The sequence below is a fragment of the Brevundimonas sp. genome (assembly GCF_035626535.1).
Lineage (GTDB): Bacteria > Pseudomonadota > Alphaproteobacteria > Caulobacterales > Caulobacteraceae > Brevundimonas.
This window is the reverse complement of record NZ_DASPNO010000091.1, coordinates 1-21,879: the sequence shown is the minus strand read 5'-3', so window position 1 is coordinate 21,879 and position 21,879 is coordinate 1. Positions and strand designations below refer to the sequence as shown.

Below are 21,879 nucleotides of genomic sequence, written 5' to 3'. Positions count from 1 at the left end.
GGGCTTTGGCCCCGCCGTTTCTCTATCAATTTCAACGTCCAGTGCGAATCCAGCCGGTGACCGAGAGTCGCGACGCGCCGGCGAAGGCGGTCACCTGCGAGACCATGTGGGGCTGGGGCGTGCGAAACAGGTTCAGGGCGTTGAAGGCTGGTGTATACGCCTCGGCGACATGTCCATCGGGATCGATAAAGGCCAGCAGCCCGCCCCATGACGGCCGCCATACCGGCGTCAGGTTCAGGACATAGGCGAGGCGACGGCCGGCCCCCGGCTTGTCGTCGTCGTGTTCGTTCAGATAATGGCCGGGCCGGTAGCGAGTGGCCTGCGCGTCGACGTAGGCTAGTTCCGCGTCACCTGAGATCTCGCGGGCGAAGGAAAGAAAGGGCTCACTGTTCAGCCACGCGTACAACGCTTTCAGCGTGGGGGACAAAGGGAGACCGGCCTCAGCATGGTCGCTGATGCGCAGGCTTTCGAACATGTAGTGAAAGCCGGTTCGCGCCTCGCCATGCGCGGAGGCTATGAGGGCCGCCTTTGTCGCCGCGTCTGCGGACGCGAATGCTTCGGCGGAGAGATCGATCGTCGAACCACCGCCCATCGTCGACACGGTCCACCCTTCAGCGCCCGCCACGGCAGCGGCCAGCGTTTCCGCCCCCGCCGAAGTCAGGAAGCCCGGCAGATGCAGCCGCCCGGAGCGGTTGAAGACGGGCTCCAATCGGCGGGCGTCGAGCAAGGGGTGAATGACGAATTCCCGGATCATCCGGTCTGCCCCGGCTGGAGGTCGAAGGCGACGGTCAGCCGCTCGCCCGGTCCGCTAAACGGCTCGGTTCCATGCCAGAGAAAGGAAGGGAACAACACCAGCGTACCTGGCTCCGGGCGAACCCAGTGTTCTGCTGGCAGCCCGAAAACCCCTCCTATGCGTGCTGCGCCGAATCGGAGCCAGCCGGCGCGGCCGCCGGCTGCAATTTCGGGCGGCGTCTCCAAATAGACCGCTGAGGAAACCCAGGCCCGTGGGTGGACATGGTCGGTGTGCCGCCCGCCGGCGCCCAGCTTGACAGACCACGCGCCGCTCATGCGCCATCCTCCGCCGGCTGGTCGCCCGAGCCACTCGGGCTGAACCTCGGCGATATACGCCGCGATCGGATCCCTTAGCGCCTCGAACAGCCGGTCGATGTCGGCGTCTCCCGCGGCGCGAGGATCGATCCGCGACTGTGCTCCGTTCAGCACCGATTGCTGGAAGGGATGAGCGCGAAACGGATGCAATCGTCGAAGCGCGCCCGCCGTCCGCATCAGCCACCCGGCGCGATCGGCGGCGTCTCCTCCGAGTCGATAGACACGTACCAGCCGCTGATAGTGCTCGGTCGTCAGCGCCCGCGAGTCTCCTGTCATCCGCCAAGCAGTCAGCAGCAGCGCGCGGCCGTACTGGTCCCCGGGATCGCGCGTGAGATGCCCCTCCAGCCCGGCGATCGCCTCATCTGGCCGACCGCAGGCGATCAGGGCCGAACTGACAGCTACGCACGTCCTCGGATCAGACGGCGCCGCGGCGAAGGCCCGGCGAGCGTAGTCGAGGGCAAGTGCAGGGTCGAACCCTGACGCCGCGGCGGCGGCGGCCAGCATGGTCTCCGCAGATCCGCGCTCCACCCATGACGCCAGAGCATCCAATGCCGCGCGGTCCCCAGCGGTGTCGCGCAGGATCGAGGACAGCAGCAGGGCCGCATCCTCCCGCGCCTCCGCGAAGCGGGCCAGCGGCGACAGGACCGGCGTCAGCCTGTCCAAGTCGCCGTGACGCATCCACATCAGCTGGGCGAGGTCGCGGAAGCCGGGGAGGAAGTCGGCGCGTGAGGCCAACGCTGAACGCAGCGCCGCCTCGGCCTCATCAAGGCGTCCCTGGGCCACCAGTGATCGTCCGAGAACCAGCCAGGTCTCAGGCGCCCGACCACCCTTCGCCAAGGCTCGCCTCGCCGCCTGCTCGCTCTCAGCGGCACGATCGCAGTCACCCAGCGCCGCCGCAAGGTTGTGCTCGGCTACGGGACTGCCGGGACGGCGACGCACGAGGAGCTCAAGAGCCGGCACGGCCCCCGCGGCGTTGTCGCTGGCCCTCAGGGCTCCGACGAGAAGCGCGAGCGCCTCATCCGGCGCGGCCGGGTCAGACAACGCTGGGGAAAGCCGCCGCGCCGCCATCGCCCAGCGCTCTGCCCGCGCTTGTGCGATCTCGCTGTACCAGTCTCGAACCATGCGTTCCCACCTAGCGAAGCTCGGATGATGATAGTCGGGACGCCAGCCCGTGCCGACAGCGGATCTTCACATCCGTAACGACCGGGCGCTGGCGAGACGATCTTGCGCTGTCGCGCAGGCTGGCGCCAAGGCCGCCGAGGAGGCAGATGACCAAAGCGGTTCATCTACCTACCTTAGTCCCGCAAGGTCCGCTCTCCACCCTTGGCCGACCGTCTGCTCTCGACTCGTTGCGGAGACTGCAACAGGCATCAGTCAGGTTGTGTCCATCCATTCGCTAAGCCGATCTCGGCAGGATCGATCCCCGTGTCTTCCGCCGCCTGCTCAACAGAATAGAGCGCGTTTAGCAGCCCGGCGTTGCGACCGAGCTTCCAAGTGTCACCCTGGGGCGCACCTTCAATCCAACGAGCATAGATTTCTGCCACGGCAGACCGAAGAAGCCTTCTGTAGGTGTCTTGAGACATCAGCCATTTGCGCACTCGCTGCCTACGAGCGCAACGTCCGCTTTCCACCCGTTGCGGACGAAAGGTGGGCCCGCTGTCGGGCCCGACCAGTCGTCATAGATCGATCTGCTCCGACATCTCCAGGGCGTCGTCGACCTCGATGCCCAAGTAGCGCACGGTGCTCTCCAGCTTTCGGTGCCCCAGCAGGAGCTGGCAAGCGCGAAGGTTGCCGGTCTTCTTATAGACGAGCGACACTTTGGTTCGGCGCAGGCTGTGTGTCCCATAGCCTTGGGGCTCGAGATCGATCATACGAACCCACCTATTGACCAGCCGCGCGTATTGTGTGGTCCCAATGTGCTGACCGGGCCGACTTCGGCTCGGGAACAGCCAGTCATCCTCACGCTGTCCCCGGACATTCAGCCTAGCGGTGATCGCGTCACGCGCAGGCTCGGTGATCTCAAAGGGCACAGGTCTCCCTGTCTTCTGCTGGATGACGATTGAGCGCTGGCGAAGCGCGCCGCCCGGCGCGACGTCGCTCACCCGGAGCCGAACAAGGTCACAAGCCTGGAGCTTGGCGTCCAGGGCGCAGTTGAACATAGCCAGGTCGCGGACTCTCCTTGCGACCTTCAGCTGCTGTCGGATGGCCCAGATGTGCTTGGGCTTAAGCGGCGCCTTGGGACCGATCAGACGGCCGGCATTCCACGGGCGCTTTGGTTGGGTGAAAAGATCAGACTGGCGCATGGCCAACCTCCGTTGCGGTCGCCACCCTGCCCCCTTCATTTTACGGCTGCAGCGGCTAATCCGCGCCAGAAGCGGACGGTCGCCGACGCCCCGGAAAACGGACCTTCGCCCGTTATCGGGCGTAGGCCCCACAGACGACCAGAGAACGGCCCATTTTGCCCGATCTCCCGGTTCTGCTAGCGGTAGCGATCAACCACGACCCGGAGGGACACATGGGCTTGCGTCTGATCGGATCGATGGCGCTCTTCTCTCTCACTGTCGGATGCGCGTCGGGCCCGGCAATCCTCGTTGACAGGGAAGGCATATCGCCTCCGCCGGCGAGCTTTTCCCTACTTGACGCAAGTGACCCGGCGACCGCCCCGCTCGTCCGGTCCGATCTGGAGGCGGCGGGCTGGCAGGTCGTCGAGCGGGGCGCGCCCTGGCGCGTTGACGTCCTGCGGACGCAACGTGACGAACAATTGGGCGCATTCACCTCCTCGAGCCGGCCGGCGACGTCAGACGCATGGGTGATCCCCCCGGCCCCCCGCCGGTGGTGGAGATCCGGGGGCGAGGAACGATCTATTCTCATTGCGGTGCTGGATGGCGAAACCGGGGAATGGGTCGCGTGGGCCCGGGCCCGGACCCGACGCCCGGCAGCCCATACCCCGGACGCCAGCCTCGCCGCCGGCGCCGTGGCCGCACTCCTCAACCGGAGCGATCCGTCCCGGCGGGAAACGAAATAAGGAACCGGCTCCCACGCGGTCTCCCCTCCGCATGCCTGACCCGGCCGCCATGGCGGATGGCGACCGTGCGCACGAGAGCCAACCCCAGCCCGACGGCAGACTCACTCCCGGATCCATGCCCGAACGGCTCGAACAGGCGCGGTCGTAGACTGTCCGGAACGCCGGGTCCCTCATCACACACCGCCACCGTCAGGAGCCAATTTCTCTCGCTCCGCCACTTTGTCACGCTGCAGCGGACCGTGCCTCCGCCGGGCGAGTATTTGATGGCGTTGTCGATCAGGTTGCAGAGGGCGCGGGCAATGAGATGACGGTCGCCACACATTCGCGTGGACCTGTCCGCCCTCGTCACGACGATCTCCACATCCTTTTTCCGTGCGAGCGCCCAAAGACCGTCGACCGCCTCGACAAGCACGTCCCCGAGATCGAACGCCTCCCATCTCAGCGCCTGGTTCTCCGCCCGTGCGAGCTGAACGAAGTCATCCGCGAGGTCGATGGTCCGCCGGGCGTTCTGGGCGACGCAGGAGATGTCCAGGCCCGCCGGATCGTCGGCGGATTGTTCGAGCAGGGCCAGGATCGCCGCCTGCGGCGCGCGCATGTCGTGACTGAGCAGTTGCAAGGCCTGCTCTCTCTGACGCTGGGCCGTTCGCGCCTCGCTCACGTCGGCCAGCCGTACGACGCGGCCTACGAATACGCCCTCGGTGGTGACGAGCGGACTTTCATTGACGTCGAGTGTCCGCCCGTCGCCGGCCTGGACCTCGCCACCCGGCAAGTCGGCGAGGCTGTCGATGTCGAGCAGCTCGAACAGGGGGGCGCCGTCTCCACCCGCCATCAGCTTTCCGCCCAGCAATTGGTCAGCCGCCGGGTTGAACAGGACCAGGCGACCGGTGGCGTCAAACACCAGCGTTGAATCCGGCAGGCTCCGTAGCGTGTCGGAGACGAACTGCCGCAGATCGCGTAGCCGCTGGAGGGCGGCCTTCATCGCTTCCACCTGCCGCCCGACCGCGTCTGAACTGGCCGAGCGCAGGACGAGGGCGTCGCCGGAACGCTCGAACCTCTTTAGCTCCGAGCTCATGAAGGCGGACGCCGCGGCCAGCCTGCGCCAGCTCCACAAAGGCCACGAGAGGCAGAGACCCAGGACGGCCGCCGAGGGCGGCAGCCACAGCCCGCCCGCCGTCAAAGCGATCACTGACGCCGCCACGACCCCGCCGGCGAGCCCTCCCGCCAGCAGAAGGGTACGTGTCGGCCGCAGAAACAGAAATCCGCATAGGGCGATAAGCACCGGGATGAGCGTCCCGCCCAGACGGGTCGGCAGATCGGCGGCGACCGGAGCGTCGTCGGCAAGCAGCGTGTTCAGCAGCGTGGCCTGCAAATCGACACCCGCTGAAAGGCCGCCCTCTCCTGACAGGGGCGTTGCGTAACGGTCGCCCTGGCCCATGGCGGTCATTCCTACCAGGACGATCTTGCCCGCAAAGACCGAGGGCGGAACCTCGCCCTTGAGCGCATCGAGGAACGACACGCTCTGGAAACTGCCGGGGCCGCCTCTCCACCTCAGCAGAACAGGATCGCTGGCGATGAGGCCGTCCGTCGGGCTGCCGTGAACCCCGGGCAGAGGGATCGCCTCTGGACGGACATGACCGAGCAGGGGCAAGAACAGATGCGGCCACACCCGCTCGCCACTCCGCAGGCGAAGCGGCAGGCGCCGCACCACGCCGTCCTTGTCCGGCACAAGGTTCACATGGCCGACGCCCGCCGCGGCCGCGCGAAGTTCGGCCGTCGACCCGATCACCTCGACGGGTCGTCCGTCACGCCCCAGTGGGTCGACAGCCAGCGGCAGGTAGACATTTCCCGCCCGGCTCAGCGCGCTGGCCAATGCGGCGTCGGACGGGGAGCGTTCCGCAAACAGTATATCGTAGGCGACCGCCCGCGCGCCGGCGGAATCCAGCCGATCGATCATGCGGGCATGAAGATCGCGCGACCAAGGCCAGCGGCCTAGAGCTTCGAGGCTGCGGTCATCGATCGTGACGACAACGATGTCCGCACTGGTCTCGCCCCGGTTCGCTGAAGCCAGCGCGTCGTACACCATGTCGTCGAGGCGGCGGGTCAGGTCCGTCGTAGCGCCGGCCGCGGCGAACGCCAGGGTCACAGCGCAGACGCCGAGCCACTCCAGCAGCGCCCGGTCATGCGGCAGACGCGCGGCCAGCGTGCGCCACAGGTCCCGCGCCCTGCCGGGGCCCCTCAGCGGCCGATCCTGAGTTGCTGCGGCTCCGACCAGACGTCTACCCGGCGCCCGGCGATGTGGCGGGTGATGCGGACGCGCCACTCGTAAACGCCGGGGGCGAGGCCAGTCAGACTGATCCGGGGCTCCGAAAGGCCGGCCAGATCGAACAGGGGCGGGCGCTCTTCGCCCTCGTCTCCGGCGCGGAACTGGAACCGATACTCGGCCGGCCCCGCACCTTCAGCTTCCCAGCGGAACAGGAAAGCCCGGTCCCGGCCCCTGCCCGTGGACGATGTCGCGAGTCCCCCCACGCCGACGCGGGCCCGCAGGAAGGCGTAGGTGGCCGCTGTCCCCTCGAGTCCTTCGGGCGAAACAGGCAGGACGCGAACGAAATAGTCGCCGTCGGGAACCGCCTCAAACCGGACGACCCCGTCCGGGCCGCTGTCCTGTTCGGCGAAGACGTCGATCATGCCGGCGTCGGCAGCGAGGCGCGCCCTGGAGTGGGCGGCGCCGGCTACATCGGCCGGATCGAACGCAACCGTTTCCCTGATCTGCGTCAGGTCACCGTCAGCGAGCTCTGCGGGCGGAAGCAAGGGCAGAACCCGAACCGTACCGCGCGCCACCGCAATGCCCTCACCGGCCTCGGCGATCGCCTCCCCGACACCGGAGCCGACCGCCACCGCACCCTCGACGACGGACGTCGCCGCCGAGGCCGTATCCGGGAACCAGGCGGAACGGAATTCCGTGCCGCGCACGGCGGCCACCGACACGGGGGTGATCACCTCGAAGCCGCCGCCCGGTCGCACCGGGGCGGCGCGCGTCTCGGTCCGTCCTGCCTCTATGCGAAAGCTCTGGTCCGTCGCGCCGGTGAGCAGCACTGTTCTCAGGCGCTCCACCCGCACCCGGCTGTTCGACGGCAGGCTGACAAAGCCCCCGTCGGGAAGGCCGATGCGTACGAAGGCGTTCGGGCCCGTCACTATCACGGCCCCCTCGCCGACCGGATCGCCCACGGCGGGAGTTGCGGGCGGCCCCCGCCAGCCGACGGTGACCATGCCCCTGAAATTGGCGACGCGGCCCTCGGCGGGTTCCGTCCGCAGCACGTCTACCGGAATCCGGATCACGCGCCCGACGGGAATTCGCCGGTCGCGGACGACGCGATTGAAACGCTGAACACGTAGATAGTCGCCGGGCCGGCGAAACCAGGTTTCGCCGAGTTTGCTGAGGGTGTCGCCGGGCCGCATGGTGTAGTCCACGACGGTCTCCGGCCGCGCTTGGGCGGTCACCATCCCGGGCCAGGACAGGGCGGCGCTCGCGAGCGCCACCGCGCAAAGTCGTCCCGCAGCGGCCAATCCCGGTCCCATCGTCCCCCCTCGCGCAACGGCTCTGCTCAGGTCGCGAGCACCCGCTCCAGGCGATAGCCATAGCTGTAGACGGGCGCGAGACGAAGCCCGTTCGCGGGCCTGAGGTCCAGCTTGGTGCGGATGCGCGAGACGTGCATGTCGAGCGATCGGCTGTTCAGGCCGGCGTCGCGGCCCCAGACCGCCTCGTTCAGGTAGGTGCGCGACAAGGCCCGGCTCAGGTTTCTGAACAGCACGAGGGCCAGGCTGAACTCCTTGGCAGTGAGCACGATATCCTCGCCGCGGACCGAAACCAGGTTCAGTGTGGGCGTGAAGGTATACCCTGCGTAGGTCTCCGCCGCCCCCTCCGGCGGCCGCGGATAGGCCCGCCGCAGCAGCGCGACCACACGGGCGATCAACACCAGCGGGGAGATCGGTTTCGACAGATAGTCGTCGGCTCCCGCTTCCAGGCCCTCGACGATGTCCCGATCATCGGTCCGGCTGGTGACGAGCAGCACCGGCGGCGGGGGCTCGATACTGGATCGAACCCACCGGATCAGATCAATGCCCGGGCTGTCCGGCAGATTCCAGTCCACGATCAGCAGATCGTAGGTTTCCCGGCCCAGCTCGGTCATCAGCGACGCGGCTCGCCCGAACGCGCTCGTTCGATAGCCCGCCTGCTCCAGCACGCCCGAGATCAGGTCAACCTGGGTCGCGTCGTCGTCGAGAATCGCGATCCTCATGCATCCTCCGCTCCGGGATCTCCTACCATGCAGCTTGACCTTGAGCGGTCCGCCAACTGTAAAACCTTGTAAATTCGAGCCTGTAGACAGTCCGCTCGCCTTCCCTCGAGCGTCCGCGCACGGCACGGTCCAGCCGCGCAGCAGAAACAGGGGAGGCTCGCGTGATTGGCACGATTACCGTGATGTCCTTCAAGGGGGGCGCGGGAAAGACCACCATTGCGGTCAGCCTCGCGGCCACGGCCTTCCAGGCCGGTCTTAAGACCTTGCTGGTCGATACCGATCCGCTGCGAGCCTCCACCCTCAGTCTTTCGGCGCGGACCATGCCCGGACCCGATCATCTGGTCCTGTCTCCCGGGGCGCTCTTCCAGAATGGCTCCACGGCGAGTCGGGCCGGCTATGACATCCGGATCGTGGACACGCCGGCCGCTCCCAAGGCCGATGTAGCGGCGGCCGCCAATTGCGCCGATCTATGCCTTGTCGTGTGCCGCCCGACATTTCTCGACATCGCGGCTGTTCTCGCCTCGGCGGAGATGATCCGGCAACTGGGCCGACGCGGGGCGGTCGTTCTGAACCAATGCCAGGCGTCACGGGGCAACCACGAGCCACCCTCGATCCGGCGCGCGAGGGAGGCGCTCGCCCTCACCGGCTTGCCCTTGGCGGGCGTGATCGGGTCGCGCGTGGCCTATCAGCAATCGGTGGCCCGGGGCCTCGCGGCCGGCGAGATTGGCTCGGTCGCGGCTGCGACCGAAATCCGCAGCCTGTGGGACTATGCTTCATCGCTCCTCAAGGACGCCGGAACACAGACCAACCCTGCTCACCTGAAGCTTGTAAGCGCCTGACAGTGGTGGTGCTCGAGATTCTCAAGCCGAAACGTCGGAAAGCCTCCGAGTATAGCAAGGGCCCATGGTTGATGCGGCTGTTCATGGGCTGGCTGAGGCGCGGCCTCCCACGCTCTTTCTAGTAATCGGCAGGGCGACTGATCGCCTGACATCGCTCGAACTGGCGGGAGGGGCGGAAGTGCGCCAACAGCGGACATTCGCGGCCGGCCGAAATGCGGATGTCCAATCTGATCTTGGGTAGAGATCCGCCACCCACCCATTGCGGGCATTGGCGGTTCCGGTTCGATCGGTTGCCGAGGCATCTACAGTCGGCATAGTCATAGGAATGAGCTTTACGTTCTTCGCGACCAATGCCGACCTTTTGCACATCGCAAAGTGGGTCCTCGATGACCCCGAGCTGATGCTTTTCGAAGGAGCCTCTCAACCAGACAAACCCAATCGCTGGTTCAAAACCGCTGACGAAGTTGGCTGTCTCTTCACGGACGGAACTCCGCCCATCGATATATGGGTAGAGTCGGCCGGCGCCCCGCCGCGAGCTCGTTCTGTGACATTCGGCAAAGACGTTCAGCAGAAGCTGGGAGGACAGGGGCGAACGCTCCTGGAAAGCCCCGCGGTCATCCGGTTGATGCGTAATGGCGACCAGATGGGATGCCTGTCATGGTCGCAGCTCAGCAACTGGACCGAGAAGGGCGCACGCCAACGATCGACATTTCCCACCGAACTCCTTGACGCGGTGGACTGGAAGGCGGTGCGGTCTGCCTCAAGCCGCATTCAGCGAACCATTCGGAATGTGTCGCCTGCCAAGCTGCATGCCTACCCAATCATGCCCGACGCATTCAGTCGAATGCAGTCCTCTGAGGGACTGAGGCTTTGGTGGGGTGGAGCGGTTGGCTACCTTTGCCCCTCCATTGCCGTCGCACAGGTCTGATTCTGGCGGGCACCTAGTCGTTCAAAGGCCCCCTTCCCACCCATGGCCGGCCGTCGGTTCCCGACCCAAAGCGGACCTTATTGTGGGTCGTCGGAGAAGCCTCGCTATAGCGTCGTCGCGTCCGACTTGGCCGTCTTCGGACCCCTGCCTTCAGGTCGCCGACTATTGTGCGTGGGCCATACAGCGCAAGTGGGAGACGGGCGACACGCGCTCTTACGACCTCATCAAAGACCGCATCACCTACGAATACGATCTTTGGGCGAGGGGTCAGCGGCACTACTATTGAGGTGGTAGGCACGGCCCGCGAAATCCGCGATCTTGGCTATCCGAAGAAGCGCCGTCGCAAAAGGGTGCGCGCGTGCTGACCGCCGGCGGGCCAGGCGACGGCGGCGGCCTGGACGGAGAACAGGCCGACCACGATCCAGTAATAGGCCAGCGGCGTGAGGGCGCCGGGGACCGGCTGCAGCCAGTACCAGGCGTGGACCAGCGGTGTCAGGACGAAGCCGGCGATCACCACGTCCGCCCACCGGGCGTGCAGGCGCGAGGCCCAGACGACGCCGACCGTGCCCAGGGCGACGTCGATCAGCGCCGGCGCGGTTTCGCCGATCAGGCGAAAGGCCGTGTAGTTCGACGCCCATTTGAGGGCCAGCAGCAGGGCGAGCGCCCGCGTGGCCCGATGCGTAGCCGCGAGCGCCAGCAGCCCCGCCCACAGCCACTCCATCGTCAGTCCGGCTCTTGCGGGGCGGGCGGAGCCGGGTACGGCGGATAGACGGGCGGGATGGTCGGGTCCTTCGGCGGCAGCTGCGGCGGCGGCGGCGGCGGCGGCGGGGGGGTCGGCGGGGCCGGGATCTGATCGTCGGGCATGGCGGGTCTCCAGAGTCGGCACGGGTCTCTCCACGGATACTGACTCGCCCGGCCCAAGTCACGAATATCACGGTTCGCGGCGGCGGGCTCGCCCCTGTCGCCTCCACGGTTTTTCTCCCCTAGACTCCCGTGCACCGCCTTCGGGCCCGGTGCTGACTCGGGGATGCCGCTTGCCCAGCTTTTACGAATTCTTCGCCGGCGGGGGCATGGTCCGGGCGGGGCTGGGCGAGGGGTGGACCTGCCTGTTCGCCAATGACTTCGACGCCCGCAAGGCGCTGAGCTACCAGGCCAACTGGGGCACGGGCGGGGAGTTGACCGTCGGCGACATTCGCGGGCTCGACGCGACCGGCCTGCCCGGCGAGCCGGATCTGGTGTGGGGCAGCTTCCCCTGTCAGGACCTGTCGCTGGCGGGGGCAGGGGCGGGGCTCGGGGGCGCGCGCTCGGGGACCTTCCACGCCTTCCGGGACGTGGTTGAAGGGCTGGTCGCCCAAGGCCGGGCGCCCCGGCTGCTGGCGGTCGAGAATGTCTGCGGGACCCTCACCTCACACGGCGGCCGGGACTTCGAAACCATCTGCCGGACCTTCGCGGAGGCGGGGTACCGCCATGGCGCGCTGGTCATGGACGCCGGCCTGTTCGTGCCGCAGAGCCGGCCGCGCCTGTTCGTCATCGGCGTGCGCGAGGGAGTCGAAGTCGCGCCTGAACTGCTGTCGCCGGAGCCTCTCGAGCCGTTCCACACCCCGGCGGTGCGACGCGCGGCGGCGGGGCTGCCGGAGAGGGTGCGCGATCGGCTGCTGTGGTGGAACGTGCCGACGCCGCCGCGCCGGGCGACGACCTTCGCCGATCTGATCGAGGACGAGCCGGACAGCGTCGGCTGGCACAATCAGGCCGAGACGAAGCGGCTTCTGGACCTGATGTCGCCGCTCAACGCCGCCAAGGTCGAGGCGGCCCGGCGGGCGGGGCGGCGCATGGTTGGCGGGGTCTATCGCCGCACGCGGATCGAGGACGGGCGCAAGGTGCAGCGCGCCGAGGTGCGCTTCGACGACATGTCGGGCTGCCTGCGCACCCCCGCCGGTGGTTCGAGCCGCCAGATCCTGCTCGTGGTCGACGGCCCGCGCGTCCGGTCGCGGCTGATCTCGGCGCGGGAGACGGCGCGGCTGATGGGTCTGGGCGACGACTATGTGCTGCCCCGGCGTTACAGCGACGCCTATCACCTGACCGGCGACGGGGTCGCGGTTCCGGTGGTGCGCCACCTGGCCCGGCACTTGTTCGAGCCGCTGGTCGCGGCGGCGGAGGCGGGTCGCCGTGCCGCCTGATCAGCGCGGGCTTGCGGCCGGCGACCGGGTGGTCAGGCGGCATTCCAGTTCATGGACGACGGCGCCCTCGGCGTCGCGGACGGTGACGGCGACGCGGCCGGTCCGGGCCAGCTGGCGCGAATGGCCCGGCAGCAGTTCGGCGGCGATGCGGATGGCGACCTCGCGCGCGGTCTCTCTGTCGGCGAGTTCCTCGCCCTCCTCGTCGCGGGTCGCCTGCTCGGAAAAGATGTCGAAGAAATAGCGCGGCATGTCAGTCGCCGCCGCCGGTGATCTCGACCGCCTGGTCGAACGGCAGGCGGTGCACCACCCGCCCCTCGGCGTCCTCGACGTCGATGCGCTGGTCGAGCCGGATCCGGCCGAGCCGGGCTTCTTCGGCAATGAGCGCGCGCGCCTCGATGAGGGCGCGTTGTGCGATCGACGCCGGTCCCTCCAACTGTCTCCTATCCGGATCGAGGAGGATGTCGTCGCCGTCGCGCAGATGGAAATAATAAACCGGCATGCAAACCTTCGCACTGGGCGGAGAGCCTGCTCAGTGACCAGCAAACTAACACAAGTTAATACGGGCCGCACGACTTATGATATTGTAGAGTATCGCTGAACGGTTATCCGGGCTTCGGCGACAGAGAGTTTCCACGTGCTCCCGCCCTCAATGCTGGAGCCGCCGCCATGCCTCTCGACGACACCCCCCTTCAGATGCTGCTGCGAAGGCTGGAGCTGATCGTCGACCTGCCCGGAGAGGACCGGCAGGCCGTTCTGGCCCTGCCGCACCGGACACGGATGGTGGAGGCCTCGACCTATCTGACGCGCGAGGGCGATCTGCCTACCGTATGCGGCGTGCTCGGCTCCGGCTTCGCCTATCGTCAGAAACTCACGGGCGACGGTGTCCGCCAGATCGTCGCCCTGCACATCCCCGGCGACGCCGTGGACCTGCAGCACCTGTTCCTCGACACCGCCGACCACAGCGTGCAGATGCTGACCCGGGGCGAGGTCGCCTTCGTTCCCCGCAAGGACCTGCTGGATCTGGTCGGCGCCCGACCGCTGGTCCGGCAGGCGGTGCTGGGCAGCGTGCTGGTCGAGGGATCGATCTTCCGCGAATGGGTGCTCAACGTCGGCCGGCGCGACGCGCGGACCCGTCTGGCGCACCTGCTGTGCGAGTTCGCCATCCGCATGGAGTCGCAGGGCCTGACCAACGGCGAAGGCTTCGAACTGCCGATCACACAGGAACAGCTCGCCGACGCGGTCGGCCTCACGCCCGTCCACGTGAACCGGACGCTGAAGTCGCTCGAGGCCGACGGGCTGATCACGCGCAACAAGCGCAACATCGCCTTTCCGTCGTGGCAGCGGATGCGCGACATCGGCGACTTCAATCCGCGCTACCTGCATCTCGACCGGCAGCAGTCCGCACAGACCCAATAGCGGGCCCGCCGCAGCCGGCAAGTGGCGTAATTTCTACCTAATTTGATCCAGGTTAGATACCGGCCATAGCGCCCATGTCAGGTTCGGCGTCCTGCCGGGACAGGATTCGTCGTTCGCGGAACCTCGCCCTTGGCTTGGCCGTATTCACCATATTCCGACGACGACCCTGCAAGGGCGCAAAGTCTGCTGAAGGGCGCAAACAGTGACGCCGCGAAACCATCTTTTGCTCGCCCTTGACCGGGCCGGGTCCGGACCGCTCCTGCCGTATACACGTCAGGTCGTGCTGGCGCGCGGAGACACGGTGTCCGAGGAGGGAGTCGCCGCCGGTGCAGCAGTGTTTCCCGAAGGGGCCTTGCTGTCCAGGGTCGCGGCCATGGCGGACGGGCGGACGGTCGAGGTCGCCGCCCTCGGCCAGGACGATGCGGCGGGTATTCTGTCATGCCTGACCTCGGCGCCCGAGCCGTGCCGGACCGTGGTCAGGATCGGCGGGCCAGCCCGGGCCATACCGGCCTCGGTCCTGAAAAGCGCGGTCGACAGGGACCACGGTCTGCGGCGGGTGCTGCTGCAATCGATCCAGAACAGAGCCATACGGATTGAGCAGGATCTCGCCTGCAATGCGCTGCACGACGTGACCGCGCGGCTCGCCCGGTGGCTCCTGCTGGCCTGCGCCCGGACGGGGGAGGATAATCTGCCGCTGACCCAGGACGACATGGCCGCCGTGCTCGGTGTCCAGCGCACCACCCTCAACGCCAGCGCCATGCATCTGAGGGCGTCGGGTGCGATCCGTTACAACCGGGGCGCCCTGCGCGTGCTGGACGCCGCCCGTCTCGAGGCCGCCGCCTGCGAATGCTATCGCCCGCCGATCGGGGACCTGCGGCCCGTCGATGTCCGCGGGAGCCGTCGGGTCGCCTGACCGGGTCTACCGGCCGTAGATGCGGTCGAGCGTCCGGGCGACGGGGATCAGCCGTTCCACCGCAGGGTCGTAAGGCGCGCCGGCGGCCAGGCGGCGGGCCCAGTCGGCCGCCGCGCGTCCGCCCCAAGCGTCGGGCGGCGACGCCAGAACGCGCCGCGCGGTCCCTTCGAAATGCTCGGCGGAGAAGTCGTAGAAGGAGCCGCCGAGGTTGTGCATTCCGGCCCCTCCGCGTTCGCCGTAGAGGGTGGCGGAGATGACCGCGTCCCGGCCCGCGGGCAGACGCCATGAACAGGCCAAGCGCACGACGGCGCCCGTGTCGAGGGTCAGGGTGGCGACGGCGTAATCCTCGGCGAGGGTCAGATCGGCCAGCGGGCGGCCGTTGGCGAACAGGTGCGACGAGACCTCGGTCACGGTCGCGTCCTTGAGCAGCCACAGCGCCAGATCGACGAGGTGGACGCCCAGGTCCATCACGCAGCCGCCGCCCGACAGGACGGGATCGTAGAACCACGGCTTGTCGGGACCCCAGGCGTTGTGAAAGGTCAGGTCGACAGCGTGGACTCGCCCGAGCGTTCCCGCCTCGAGGAGCTCCCGGATCCGCACGGCGGCTTCGGTGAAGCGGTAGCTCAGGTCGACCGCCAGCAGGCGATCGGCGGCGCGGGCGGCGTCGATCACCTCGCGCACCTCGGCCTCCGTGCGGCCCAGCGGCTTCTGGCAGAAGACCGCGGCCCCACGGGCGAGGGCGCGGCGTGCCTGATCGGCGTGCAGGGCGCTGGGCGTGGCGATGACGACGCCGTCGAGATCGTGTTCCAGCAGCGCGTCCAGACTGTCCGTCCGGATCGCATCCGGAGCGACGGCCGTGGCGTCGGCGCGCATCGCTTCGGAGGGGTCGGCGATGACCGCGGCTTCGACCGCGCCCGTGGCCAGCATCGCCTCCATGCGGTGGCGGCCGATCCAGCCGACGCCGAGGAAGCCGATGCGGGGCTTGCGCAGGGCCGCTGCCGGGGATCGTTCGAGCAGCGCGTCGGTCATCGCATCATCACCAGCGCCTTGAGGAAGCCGTCGGGACGATCGCGCGTGGCGTCCAGCGCCTGGTCCAGCTGATCCAGCCGGTAGCTGTGGGTGAACAGCGGCGCGGGGTCGAGGCGACCGGAAACCACGGCCTCGACCGCCTCGCGCACCCCCCGGGCGTAGACAGCGGGGTCGCGCTCGTGGGCGTTGACGACGTCGAGGCCGCGCCAGTTCCACAGCTGCATGTTGACCTGCCGGGGACCGTCCTGGTGGTAGCCGGCGATGACCAGCCGGCCGCGTTCCTTCGTCAGTTCGGCGGCTAGGTCGAGCGGCCATTGCTTGCCCACCGCCTCGATGACGACATCGCAGAAGCCGCCGCCGGTCAGTTCGCCGACACGGGAGATGATGGCGTAGTGGTCCTCCAGCGGAAGGGTCTCGGCCGCCCCCATGCGGCTGGCCAGATCGAGCGAAAAGGGCCGGCGCGAGATGGCGATCACGTGCGCCCCGGCGTCGGTCGCCAGCCGGGTCAGCACCGCACCGAGGAAGCCGATCCCGACAATGGCCACCGTGTCGCCGGCCTTGATGCCGCTGCGCCGGAAGATGTTGAAGGCGCAGCCCAGCGGCTCGCCCGGGAACGGCTGCCCGTCCAGAGCCGGAGGCAGGGCGACGACCGCCGCCTCGTCGGCGACATCGTATTCGGCGTAGCTGTGATGCGACAGGATCGCGACCCGATCACCCGCCTTCACCGACGAGACGCCCTCGCCGATTCCATCGACCACGCCCCAGCCCTCATGCCCCATGCCGCCGGCCTCGGTGGGAAAGATCATCCAATCCGGCCCGGCCCAGGGCGTCAGGTTGGAGGCGCAGACGCCGCAGCCCTCGAGCCTGACCCGCACCTGGCCGGGGCCGGGCTCGGGCAGCGGCGCGTCACGCACCTCCATCCGGCCGGGGCCGGTCACGACGGCCGCGCGCATGGTGCGGGTCTGGTCCAGAACGTCAGTCATTCCCTCTCCCTGGGTTCCTCATCTTCCAGCAGGCTGTCGAGCACGGCGCCTGGCTCGACGTCCCGGCGCAGCTCATCCAGATCGGCGTCACGGGCCGGCACCTCCAGTCGGTCGGCGATGCGGGTCACGAGGTCGATCAACCTTGTCACCTCATGTTCCGCCAGAAGGTTTATCTGGAGATCGAGTTCCGCCCGCCGCTGCTCGGCCGCCGAGATGCGGTTCTGACTGATCAGGATGAAGGTCGACAGGAAAATGGCCTCCACCGACGCCGCCATGGCCAGGACGACGAGACTGGGATCGAACCGCCATGCCGAGGGGCCGAGGGTGTTGATCAGGATCCAGCCGCCGAACAGCCCGAGGTGCAGGACGACGAAGCCCATACTGCCCGCGAAGTCGGTGATCCGCTGGGCGGCCCGGTCTCCGGCCGGCGCCTCGCGCTCGGCGTTCTCGCGCCGCTCGCGCATCTCGGCGATGTTGCGCCGAAGGACCGAGGCGAGGCCCTCGGCGGTCTCCGTGGTGGGCCCCGGGGTGTTCATCCGTCCTCACGCGCCGATCGCCGCGGCGGCTTCCCGCACGATCCGCAGCCGTTCGCCGTCGAACCAGTCGATGGTGCGGCGCAGGCCCTCCCCAAGCGGGGTCGACGGACGCCAGTCGAGCACCTCGGCGGCGCGGGTGATGTCGGGCCGCCGCCGGCGCGGATCGTCGACCGGCAGGGGCTGGTAGGTGACGTCCGAAGCCGAGCCGGTGAGGTCGAGCACCACCTCGACCAGTTCGGACACGGTCATCTCCGCCGGATTGCCGAGATTGACCGGCCCGGGCTGGGGACCGTCGTACTCCATCAGGGCTATCAGGCCCGCGATCAGATCGTCGACGTAGCAGAACGAGCGGGTCTGGCTGCCGTCGCCGAAGATCGTGATCGGCCGGTCGGCGAGGGCCTGGCTGATGACGTTGGAGACCACGCGGCCGTCGGCGGCGGACAGGCGCGGGCCGTAGGTGTTGAAGATGCGGGCCACCCGCACCTCGCCCCGACCCTGCCGGTCGTAGTCGAAGGTCAGGGTCTCGGCGGCGCGTTTGCCCTCGTCATAGCAGGCGCGCGGGCCGATCGGATTGACGTTGCCGCGATAGGTTTCCGGCTGCGGATGCACCTCGGGGTCGCCGTAGATCTCGCTGGTCGACGTCAGCAGGAAGCGGGCGCCGTTTTTCTGGGCGAGTTGCAGCAGGTGGGTGACGCCGACCACGCAGGTCAGCATCGTGTGCTCGGGATCGGCCTGGTACTGCGGCGGCGAGGCGGCGCAGGCGAGATCGTAGACGCGGTCGAAGCGCCGGTCCATCAGCCGCACCGGCAACGGGTCGACCACGTCATGGCGGATGAACTCGAAATTTGGCTTCTTCATCGCCGATTCCAGATTCGACAGGTCGCCGGTCTGGAGGTTGTCGAGGCAGACGACGTGGCGCCCCTCCGCCAGCAGGCGGTCGCACAGGTGCGAACCGAGGAAGCCGGCGCCGCCGGCGACGAGGACCGACTGGCGATCCGTGGGGGTCTTCATGGCAGTCTCCGTAAATCTGGCGGGCAGATCGCCGCCGTGGCGCGATCGCGCGGCGAGCAGTTCGTGCTCGACAGTCCGGGCGCGGTGGGCCGGGGTGTGGGCGGCGAGGATTCGCTCCCGGGCGGCGAGGCCAATCCGGCGGCCCTCGGCGGGTGACGACTGGAGGGCGGCGACCACGTCGTCCGCCGACCGGGCGAGGACGATTTCCTCGCCAGGGGTGAACAGCTGGTCCAGGCCGGGCCAGACGTCGGAGATCACCGGCGCGGCGCAGGCGGCGGCCTCGAACAGCCGGATCGACGGGCTGAAGCCGGCCTCGACCATGTCGGCGCGGGTGGCGTTCAGGGTGAAGCGGCTCGCGGCGTAAAAGCCGGGGTGGTCGGCCGGGGGGATGTGGTCGATACGCTGGACGTTAACCGGCCAGTCGATGTCGTCCGGATACTGCGGCCCGGCGACGACGAAGCTCATCTGCGGCAGGCGGCGGGCGGGTTCGATCAGCAGGCGTTCGAGCACCGGCTGCCGGTCGGCGCTCCAGGTGCCGAGATAGGACAGGTCCCAGCGGCGCGGCGCGTCGACGGGGCGGTAAACGTCCGGGTCGGCTGAACAGTACAGGGCGCGGGCGGCTGGCGAGCCGTAGTCGCGCTCGATCCGCTCCAGCGTCGGCCCGCCGGTGAAGGAGAAGTAGACGTCGTAGTCGGGGATCTGCCGCGGCGCGAGATAGTCGCAGTCGTCGCGCTGCAGCCGGGACAGGGTCACCGGCGTGTCGATGTCGTAGAAGGCGACGGCTCCCTTCGCCGTTCGCAACGCCCAGTCGCCGACGGAGATCCCGTCCGGGACATAGGAGCCGACGATCACCGCATCGGCGGCGGCGACCTCGTTCGCGAACCGCTCGAGTTCGTCGAGGCCGGCGTAGAAATCCAGTTCGCAGTAGTCCGGGGCCTCGAGATCCCGGTGAGCCGAATACCAGGGAGTCTCGCGCTCGAGGAACAGGATGCGGCGCCCGCGCGCCGCCAGCGCCTTCAGCAGGGCGCGGAAGGTGACGGCATGGCCGTTCCCCCATGACGAAGACAGGCTGAGACCCATCACGACGATGTTCATCGCCCGGCTCATGCGGCGGTCCTTTCACGGCGGGCGGCGAGGGCTTGGCGGAACAGGGCGTCGGCCTCGCCGGCGCGGCGGGCGTAGGTGTGTTCGGCCAGCACGCGGCGGCGGGCGGCCGCGCCGAGGATGCGGGCTCGGTCGGGGGTGAGGGCGGCGAGATGGTCAGCGACATCCTGACCGTCGCGGGCGACCAGCACCTCCTTGTCCGGCTCGAGGAACTGGTCGATGCCCTCCCAGTGGTCGGTGATCAGGCAGGCGCCGGCGCCGGCCGCCTCGAACACGCGGGTCGCCGGCGAGAAGCCGTTTTCGGCCATGCTGTCACGCGACACGTTGAGCACCGCCAGCGAGGAGCAGTTGAAGGCGTTGTGATCCGCGGTGCCGACATGGCCGAGGGCGCGGACATTCGGCGGCAGCGGCTTGTCGTGCCAGCCATTGCCGCCGAGCAGAAAATCGCGGCGCGGCAGGCTTGTGGCGGGTTCGATGAAGAAGCGCTCGATGCGCGCCTCGCGGTCCGGCAGGCGGTTGGCGAGCAGCGACAGGTCGGCCGCGAACCGCGCCTGCGGCTCGACGGGATGGTGGGTGGCGGGGTCGAGGGCGTTGTAGATCGGCCGGCACAGGCGGGCGCCCAGCGCTTCGAAGGCCGACACGACCGGGGGGCCGCCCCCGTAGGTCAGGACCATGTCGATATCCGGCAGGGCGCGGCGCAGCGGATGGTCCGGCTGGTCCCGGATCTCCGCCAGGGTCGCGGGGGCGTCGACGTCCCAGTAGACGGTCAGGGCGTCGGACCGGGCCTGATCGAACACCGCCAGCAGTTCGTCGTCGAAGACGCCCACCCCCGAGGCCTTGACCACGACATCGGCGTCGGCGGCGCGGGCGATCACATCGCGGCAGGCGGCCGGCGTGTTGTCCCAGACGACCACCTCGGCCCAGTCCGGCGGGTCGATATCGCGATGGGACTGACGGTCGAAGGCGTCCGGTTCGTAGAAGGTCACCCGCCAGCCGCGGGCCGCCAGCTCGCGCAACATGCCGCGGTAGTAGGTGGCCGCGCCGTTCCAGTAGGCCGACAGCAGGCTGGACCCGTAGAAGGCGATCTTCATCAGGCGGTCTCCATTTCGGGGGCGGCGGGCGTGGCGGCGAGGCGGGCGACGATGGCCAGCAACTCATCGACCCGGTGGCTGCAGGTGTGGCGGGCGCGGATGGTGGCGAGGCCCCGCTCGGCCAGCGCCCGGCGCAAATCCGGGTCGGCCCTCAGCGAGCGGAGGGCGCGGGTCATCGCCTCGCCCGACTGGACAATCAGGAGGTCCTCGCCGACCGTGAACAGACCTTCACTGTCTTCCCACGGGGCGCTGACCAGCGGGATGCCGCAGGCCAGGGCCTCGAACACGCGGATCGTGGGGATGCCCGGCAACTGGCGGACATAGAAGCTGCGCGGCACGTGCACCGTCGCCATGTGACGGGCGAAGGCGGCGGGCGCAGCGGCATTGGCCAGCCAGCCGTGGTAGCGGACGCCGTAGCGCTTCAGCGTCGCGAGGGCCTCCCGGGGATAGCGGACGCCATGGATGTCGAGGCCGAGGCCCGCCTCGCGGGCGGGGGCGAACAGGAAGGTCTCCAGCTCCTTCGTCCGCTCGCCGTCGCCCCAGTTGCCGATCCAGATCAAGCCTTCGCGCGGGCCTTCCTCCGTGGGCGGATGGAACAGGCGGATGTCGGCCGCCTCATGCCAGACGAAGACGCGGTCGCCCCAGCCCCAGCGGCGATACACCGCCGCCAGGGTCTCTCCGAAGGCAAGCACGCCGTCGTAGCCGGACAGGTCGAAGGTCCTGATGCCGCTGGGCTCGCTGACGGCGCGGTGGTGGGTGTCGTGGAACAGCAGGATGAAGTGGCCGCCGCGTTGGCGCGCGCGGCCGACGGCGGCGACCAGCGCAGGCTGATTCCACTCGTGGACGATGACGAGATCCGCGCCGTCCAACGCCCGCTCCAGTTCGGGCTGATCGAAGCGATGGCTGGTCAGTTCCGGATAGGCGGCGCGGTATGGCTCCAGCCCCGCCTCGCCGTGGTCGGCCACGAGGTTGGCCCGGCTCCAGGAGTCACGCGGCTCGTGCACCGCCACCTCATGCCCGCGTGCAATCAGGTCGCGCAGCACGCCGCGCAGGAAATGGGCGTTGCCGTGGTTCCAGCACGACTCCAGCGAATGGGTGAAATAGACGACCTTCACGCGGCCACCTCCGGGAAGGGGGCGCGGGCGGCGAGCGTCTCGGCGTAGACGGCGAGCGTCCCCTCGACCATGGCGTCGACCGTGAAGCGCGCACTACGTTCGGCCGCGGCCCCGCCGAGTTCGGCGACCCGTTCGGGATCGTCCAGCAGGTCGTCGAGCGCCTCGGCCACGGCCGCGTCGTCGTCGGCGGGGACGAACACCGCCGCGCCCTGCCACAGTTCACGGAAGGTCGGGATGTCGGATAGCACCAGGGCGCAGCCGGCCTGCGCCGCCTCGAGTACGCCGAGGCCGAACGGCTCGTAGCGCGCCG

General features: G+C 68.6%; 21 protein-coding genes. 5 read left to right on the top strand and 16 right to left on the bottom strand.

The window, feature by feature from the left end; translation table 11 throughout:
• Positions 1 to 31: 31 nt before the first annotated feature.
• The 6 genes from VEC04_RS13680 to VEC04_RS13655 all read right to left on the bottom strand — a co-directional run bounded on the left by VEC04_RS13680 (position 32) and on the right by VEC04_RS13655 (position 8,427).
• Positions 32 to 754, bottom strand: coding sequence for a 2OG-Fe(II) oxygenase (locus VEC04_RS13680; protein ID WP_324777549.1), 723 nt, complete (start codon positions 752 to 754; stop codon positions 32 to 34).
• On the bottom strand, positions 751 to 2,175 hold the full coding sequence (locus VEC04_RS13675) for a putative 2OG-Fe(II) oxygenase (protein WP_324777548.1): 1,425 nt from the start codon (positions 2,173 to 2,175) through the stop codon (positions 751 to 753). The genes VEC04_RS13680 and VEC04_RS13675 overlap by 4 nt, the downstream gene beginning before the upstream one ends.
• 608 nt (positions 2,176 to 2,783) lie before the next feature.
• A complete protein-coding gene (locus tag VEC04_RS13670) occupies positions 2,784 to 3,410 on the bottom strand; it encodes a tyrosine-type recombinase/integrase (RefSeq protein WP_324777547.1) in 627 nt (208 codons plus the stop codon).
• A 684-nt stretch (positions 3,411 to 4,094) separates the two neighbouring features.
• Positions 4,095 to 6,275: a CHASE2 domain-containing protein gene (locus tag VEC04_RS13665; RefSeq protein ID WP_324777546.1), complete on the bottom strand. Its 2,181-nt coding sequence runs from the start codon at positions 6,273 to 6,275 to the stop codon at positions 4,095 to 4,097.
• 92 nt (positions 6,276 to 6,367) lie between these two features.
• Entirely contained in the window at positions 6,368 to 7,630 is a 1,263-nt protein-coding gene (locus VEC04_RS13660; RefSeq protein WP_324777545.1) for a FecR domain-containing protein, read from the bottom strand.
• Between the two features lie 104 nt (positions 7,631 to 7,734).
• The gene (locus VEC04_RS13655) at positions 7,735 to 8,427 is read right to left on the bottom strand and encodes a response regulator transcription factor (RefSeq protein WP_324777544.1); all 693 of its coding nucleotides are present in this window, start codon (positions 8,425 to 8,427) and stop codon (positions 7,735 to 7,737) included.
• A gap of 161 nt (positions 8,428 to 8,588) precedes the next feature.
• On the opposite strand from VEC04_RS13655, the gene VEC04_RS13650 reads away from it, so the two are divergent.
• Positions 8,589 to 9,266 (top strand): ParA family protein, encoded by a 678-nt coding sequence (locus VEC04_RS13650; RefSeq protein WP_324777543.1) that lies wholly within the window; start codon positions 8,589 to 8,591, stop codon positions 9,264 to 9,266.
• A gap of 325 nt (positions 9,267 to 9,591) precedes the next feature.
• Complete coding sequence (locus VEC04_RS13645) at positions 9,592 to 10,194, top strand: hypothetical protein (protein ID WP_324777542.1); 603 nt, start codon at positions 9,592 to 9,594, stop codon at positions 10,192 to 10,194.
• Positions 10,195 to 10,516: 322 nt separating this feature from the next.
• On the opposite strand, the gene VEC04_RS13640 is transcribed toward VEC04_RS13645, so the two are convergent.
• Positions 10,517 to 11,080, bottom strand: a complete 564-nt coding sequence (locus VEC04_RS13640; protein WP_324777541.1) for a hypothetical protein — start codon at positions 11,078 to 11,080, stop codon at positions 10,517 to 10,519.
• A 148-nt stretch (positions 11,081 to 11,228) separates the two neighbouring features.
• On the opposite strand from VEC04_RS13640, the gene VEC04_RS13635 reads away from it, so the two are divergent.
• A complete protein-coding gene (locus VEC04_RS13635; RefSeq protein WP_324777540.1) occupies positions 11,229 to 12,371 on the top strand; it encodes a DNA (cytosine-5-)-methyltransferase in 1,143 nt (380 codons plus the stop codon).
• Here VEC04_RS13635 and VEC04_RS13630 read toward each other — a convergent pair whose 3' ends face one another.
• Together VEC04_RS13630 and VEC04_RS13625 are read right to left on the bottom strand one after the other, a co-directional pair.
• Positions 12,372 to 12,620 carry a DUF6894 family protein gene (locus VEC04_RS13630; protein ID WP_324777539.1) on the bottom strand — a complete coding sequence of 83 codons (249 nt, stop codon included), beginning with the start codon at positions 12,618 to 12,620 and terminating at the stop codon, positions 12,372 to 12,374.
• Position 12,621: 1 nt separating this feature from the next.
• A complete protein-coding gene (locus VEC04_RS13625; protein ID WP_324777538.1) occupies positions 12,622 to 12,870 on the bottom strand; it encodes a DUF6894 family protein in 249 nt (82 codons plus the stop codon).
• 167 nt (positions 12,871 to 13,037) lie between these two features.
• Between VEC04_RS13625 and VEC04_RS13620 the strand changes: the two genes are divergently transcribed.
• Together VEC04_RS13620 and VEC04_RS13615 are read left to right on the top strand one after the other, a co-directional pair.
• On the top strand, positions 13,038 to 13,787 hold the full coding sequence (locus VEC04_RS13620; RefSeq protein WP_324777537.1) for a Crp/Fnr family transcriptional regulator: 750 nt from the start codon (positions 13,038 to 13,040) through the stop codon (positions 13,785 to 13,787).
• A 223-nt stretch (positions 13,788 to 14,010) separates the two neighbouring features.
• Complete coding sequence (locus tag VEC04_RS13615; protein WP_324777536.1) at positions 14,011 to 14,700, top strand: Crp/Fnr family transcriptional regulator; 690 nt, start codon at positions 14,011 to 14,013, stop codon at positions 14,698 to 14,700.
• Between the two features lie 6 nt (positions 14,701 to 14,706).
• On the opposite strand, the gene VEC04_RS13610 is transcribed toward VEC04_RS13615, so the two are convergent.
• From VEC04_RS13610 to VEC04_RS13580, 7 genes are all read right to left on the bottom strand, one after another.
• Complete coding sequence (locus VEC04_RS13610) at positions 14,707 to 15,729, bottom strand: Gfo/Idh/MocA family oxidoreductase (protein WP_324777535.1); 1,023 nt, start codon at positions 15,727 to 15,729, stop codon at positions 14,707 to 14,709.
• Positions 15,726 to 16,712: an MDR/zinc-dependent alcohol dehydrogenase-like family protein gene (locus VEC04_RS13605; protein WP_324777534.1), complete on the bottom strand. Its 987-nt coding sequence runs from the start codon at positions 16,710 to 16,712 to the stop codon at positions 15,726 to 15,728. The genes VEC04_RS13610 and VEC04_RS13605 overlap by 4 nt, the downstream gene beginning before the upstream one ends.
• Positions 16,709 to 17,248: a DUF1003 domain-containing protein gene (locus VEC04_RS13600; protein WP_324777533.1), complete on the bottom strand. Its 540-nt coding sequence runs from the start codon at positions 17,246 to 17,248 to the stop codon at positions 16,709 to 16,711. Before VEC04_RS13600 ends, VEC04_RS13605 begins: the two co-directional genes overlap by 4 nt.
• Before the next feature lie 6 nt (positions 17,249 to 17,254).
• On the bottom strand, positions 17,255 to 19,366 hold the full coding sequence (locus VEC04_RS13595; RefSeq protein WP_324777532.1) for a bifunctional glycosyltransferase/UDP-glucuronate decarboxylase: 2,112 nt from the start codon (positions 19,364 to 19,366) through the stop codon (positions 17,255 to 17,257).
• Positions 19,363 to 20,454 (bottom strand): CgeB family protein, encoded by a 1,092-nt coding sequence (locus tag VEC04_RS13590; protein WP_324777531.1) that lies wholly within the window; start codon positions 20,452 to 20,454, stop codon positions 19,363 to 19,365. The genes VEC04_RS13595 and VEC04_RS13590 overlap by 4 nt, the downstream gene beginning before the upstream one ends.
• Positions 20,454 to 21,569 carry a CgeB family protein gene (locus VEC04_RS13585; RefSeq protein ID WP_324777530.1) on the bottom strand — a complete coding sequence of 372 codons (1,116 nt, stop codon included), beginning with the start codon at positions 21,567 to 21,569 and terminating at the stop codon, positions 20,454 to 20,456. The genes VEC04_RS13590 and VEC04_RS13585 overlap by 1 nt, the downstream gene beginning before the upstream one ends.
• A partial coding sequence (locus VEC04_RS13580) for a glycosyltransferase (protein ID WP_324777529.1) occupies positions 21,566 to 21,879 on the bottom strand: 314 nt, incomplete at its 5' end. The genes VEC04_RS13580 and VEC04_RS13585, both read right to left, overlap by 4 nt.

Coding starts and splice junctions, on each gene's coding strand:
- VEC04_RS13680 (WP_324777549.1), bottom strand. CDS start 754: ATGATCCGGGAATTCGTCATTCACCCCTTGCTCGACGCCCGCCGATTG.
- VEC04_RS13675 (WP_324777548.1), bottom strand. CDS start 2,175: ATGGCGGCGCGGCGGCTTTCCCCAGCGTTGTCTGACCCGGCCGCGCCG.
- VEC04_RS13670 (WP_324777547.1), bottom strand. CDS start 3,410: ATGCGCCAGTCTGATCTTTTCACCCAACCAAAGCGCCCGTGGAATGCC.
- VEC04_RS13655 (WP_324777544.1), bottom strand. CDS start 8,427: ATGAGGATCGCGATTCTCGACGACGACGCGACCCAGGTTGACCTGATC.
- VEC04_RS13645 (WP_324777542.1), top strand. CDS start 9,592: ATGAGCTTTACGTTCTTCGCGACCAATGCCGACCTTTTGCACATCGCA.
- VEC04_RS13630 (WP_324777539.1), bottom strand. CDS start 12,620: ATGCCGCGCTATTTCTTCGACATCTTTTCCGAGCAGGCGACCCGCGAC.
- VEC04_RS13625 (WP_324777538.1), bottom strand. CDS start 12,870: ATGCCGGTTTATTATTTCCATCTGCGCGACGGCGACGACATCCTCCTC.
- VEC04_RS13620 (WP_324777537.1), top strand. CDS start 13,038: ATGCCTCTCGACGACACCCCCCTTCAGATGCTGCTGCGAAGGCTGGAG.
- VEC04_RS13610 (WP_324777535.1), bottom strand. CDS start 15,729: ATGACCGACGCGCTGCTCGAACGATCCCCGGCAGCGGCCCTGCGCAAG.
- VEC04_RS13605 (WP_324777534.1), bottom strand. CDS start 16,712: ATGACTGACGTTCTGGACCAGACCCGCACCATGCGCGCGGCCGTCGTG.
- VEC04_RS13600 (WP_324777533.1), bottom strand. CDS start 17,248: ATGAACACCCCGGGGCCCACCACGGAGACCGCCGAGGGCCTCGCCTCG.
- VEC04_RS13595 (WP_324777532.1), bottom strand. CDS start 19,366: ATGAGCCGGGCGATGAACATCGTCGTGATGGGTCTCAGCCTGTCTTCG.
- VEC04_RS13590 (WP_324777531.1), bottom strand. CDS start 20,454: ATGAAGATCGCCTTCTACGGGTCCAGCCTGCTGTCGGCCTACTGGAAC.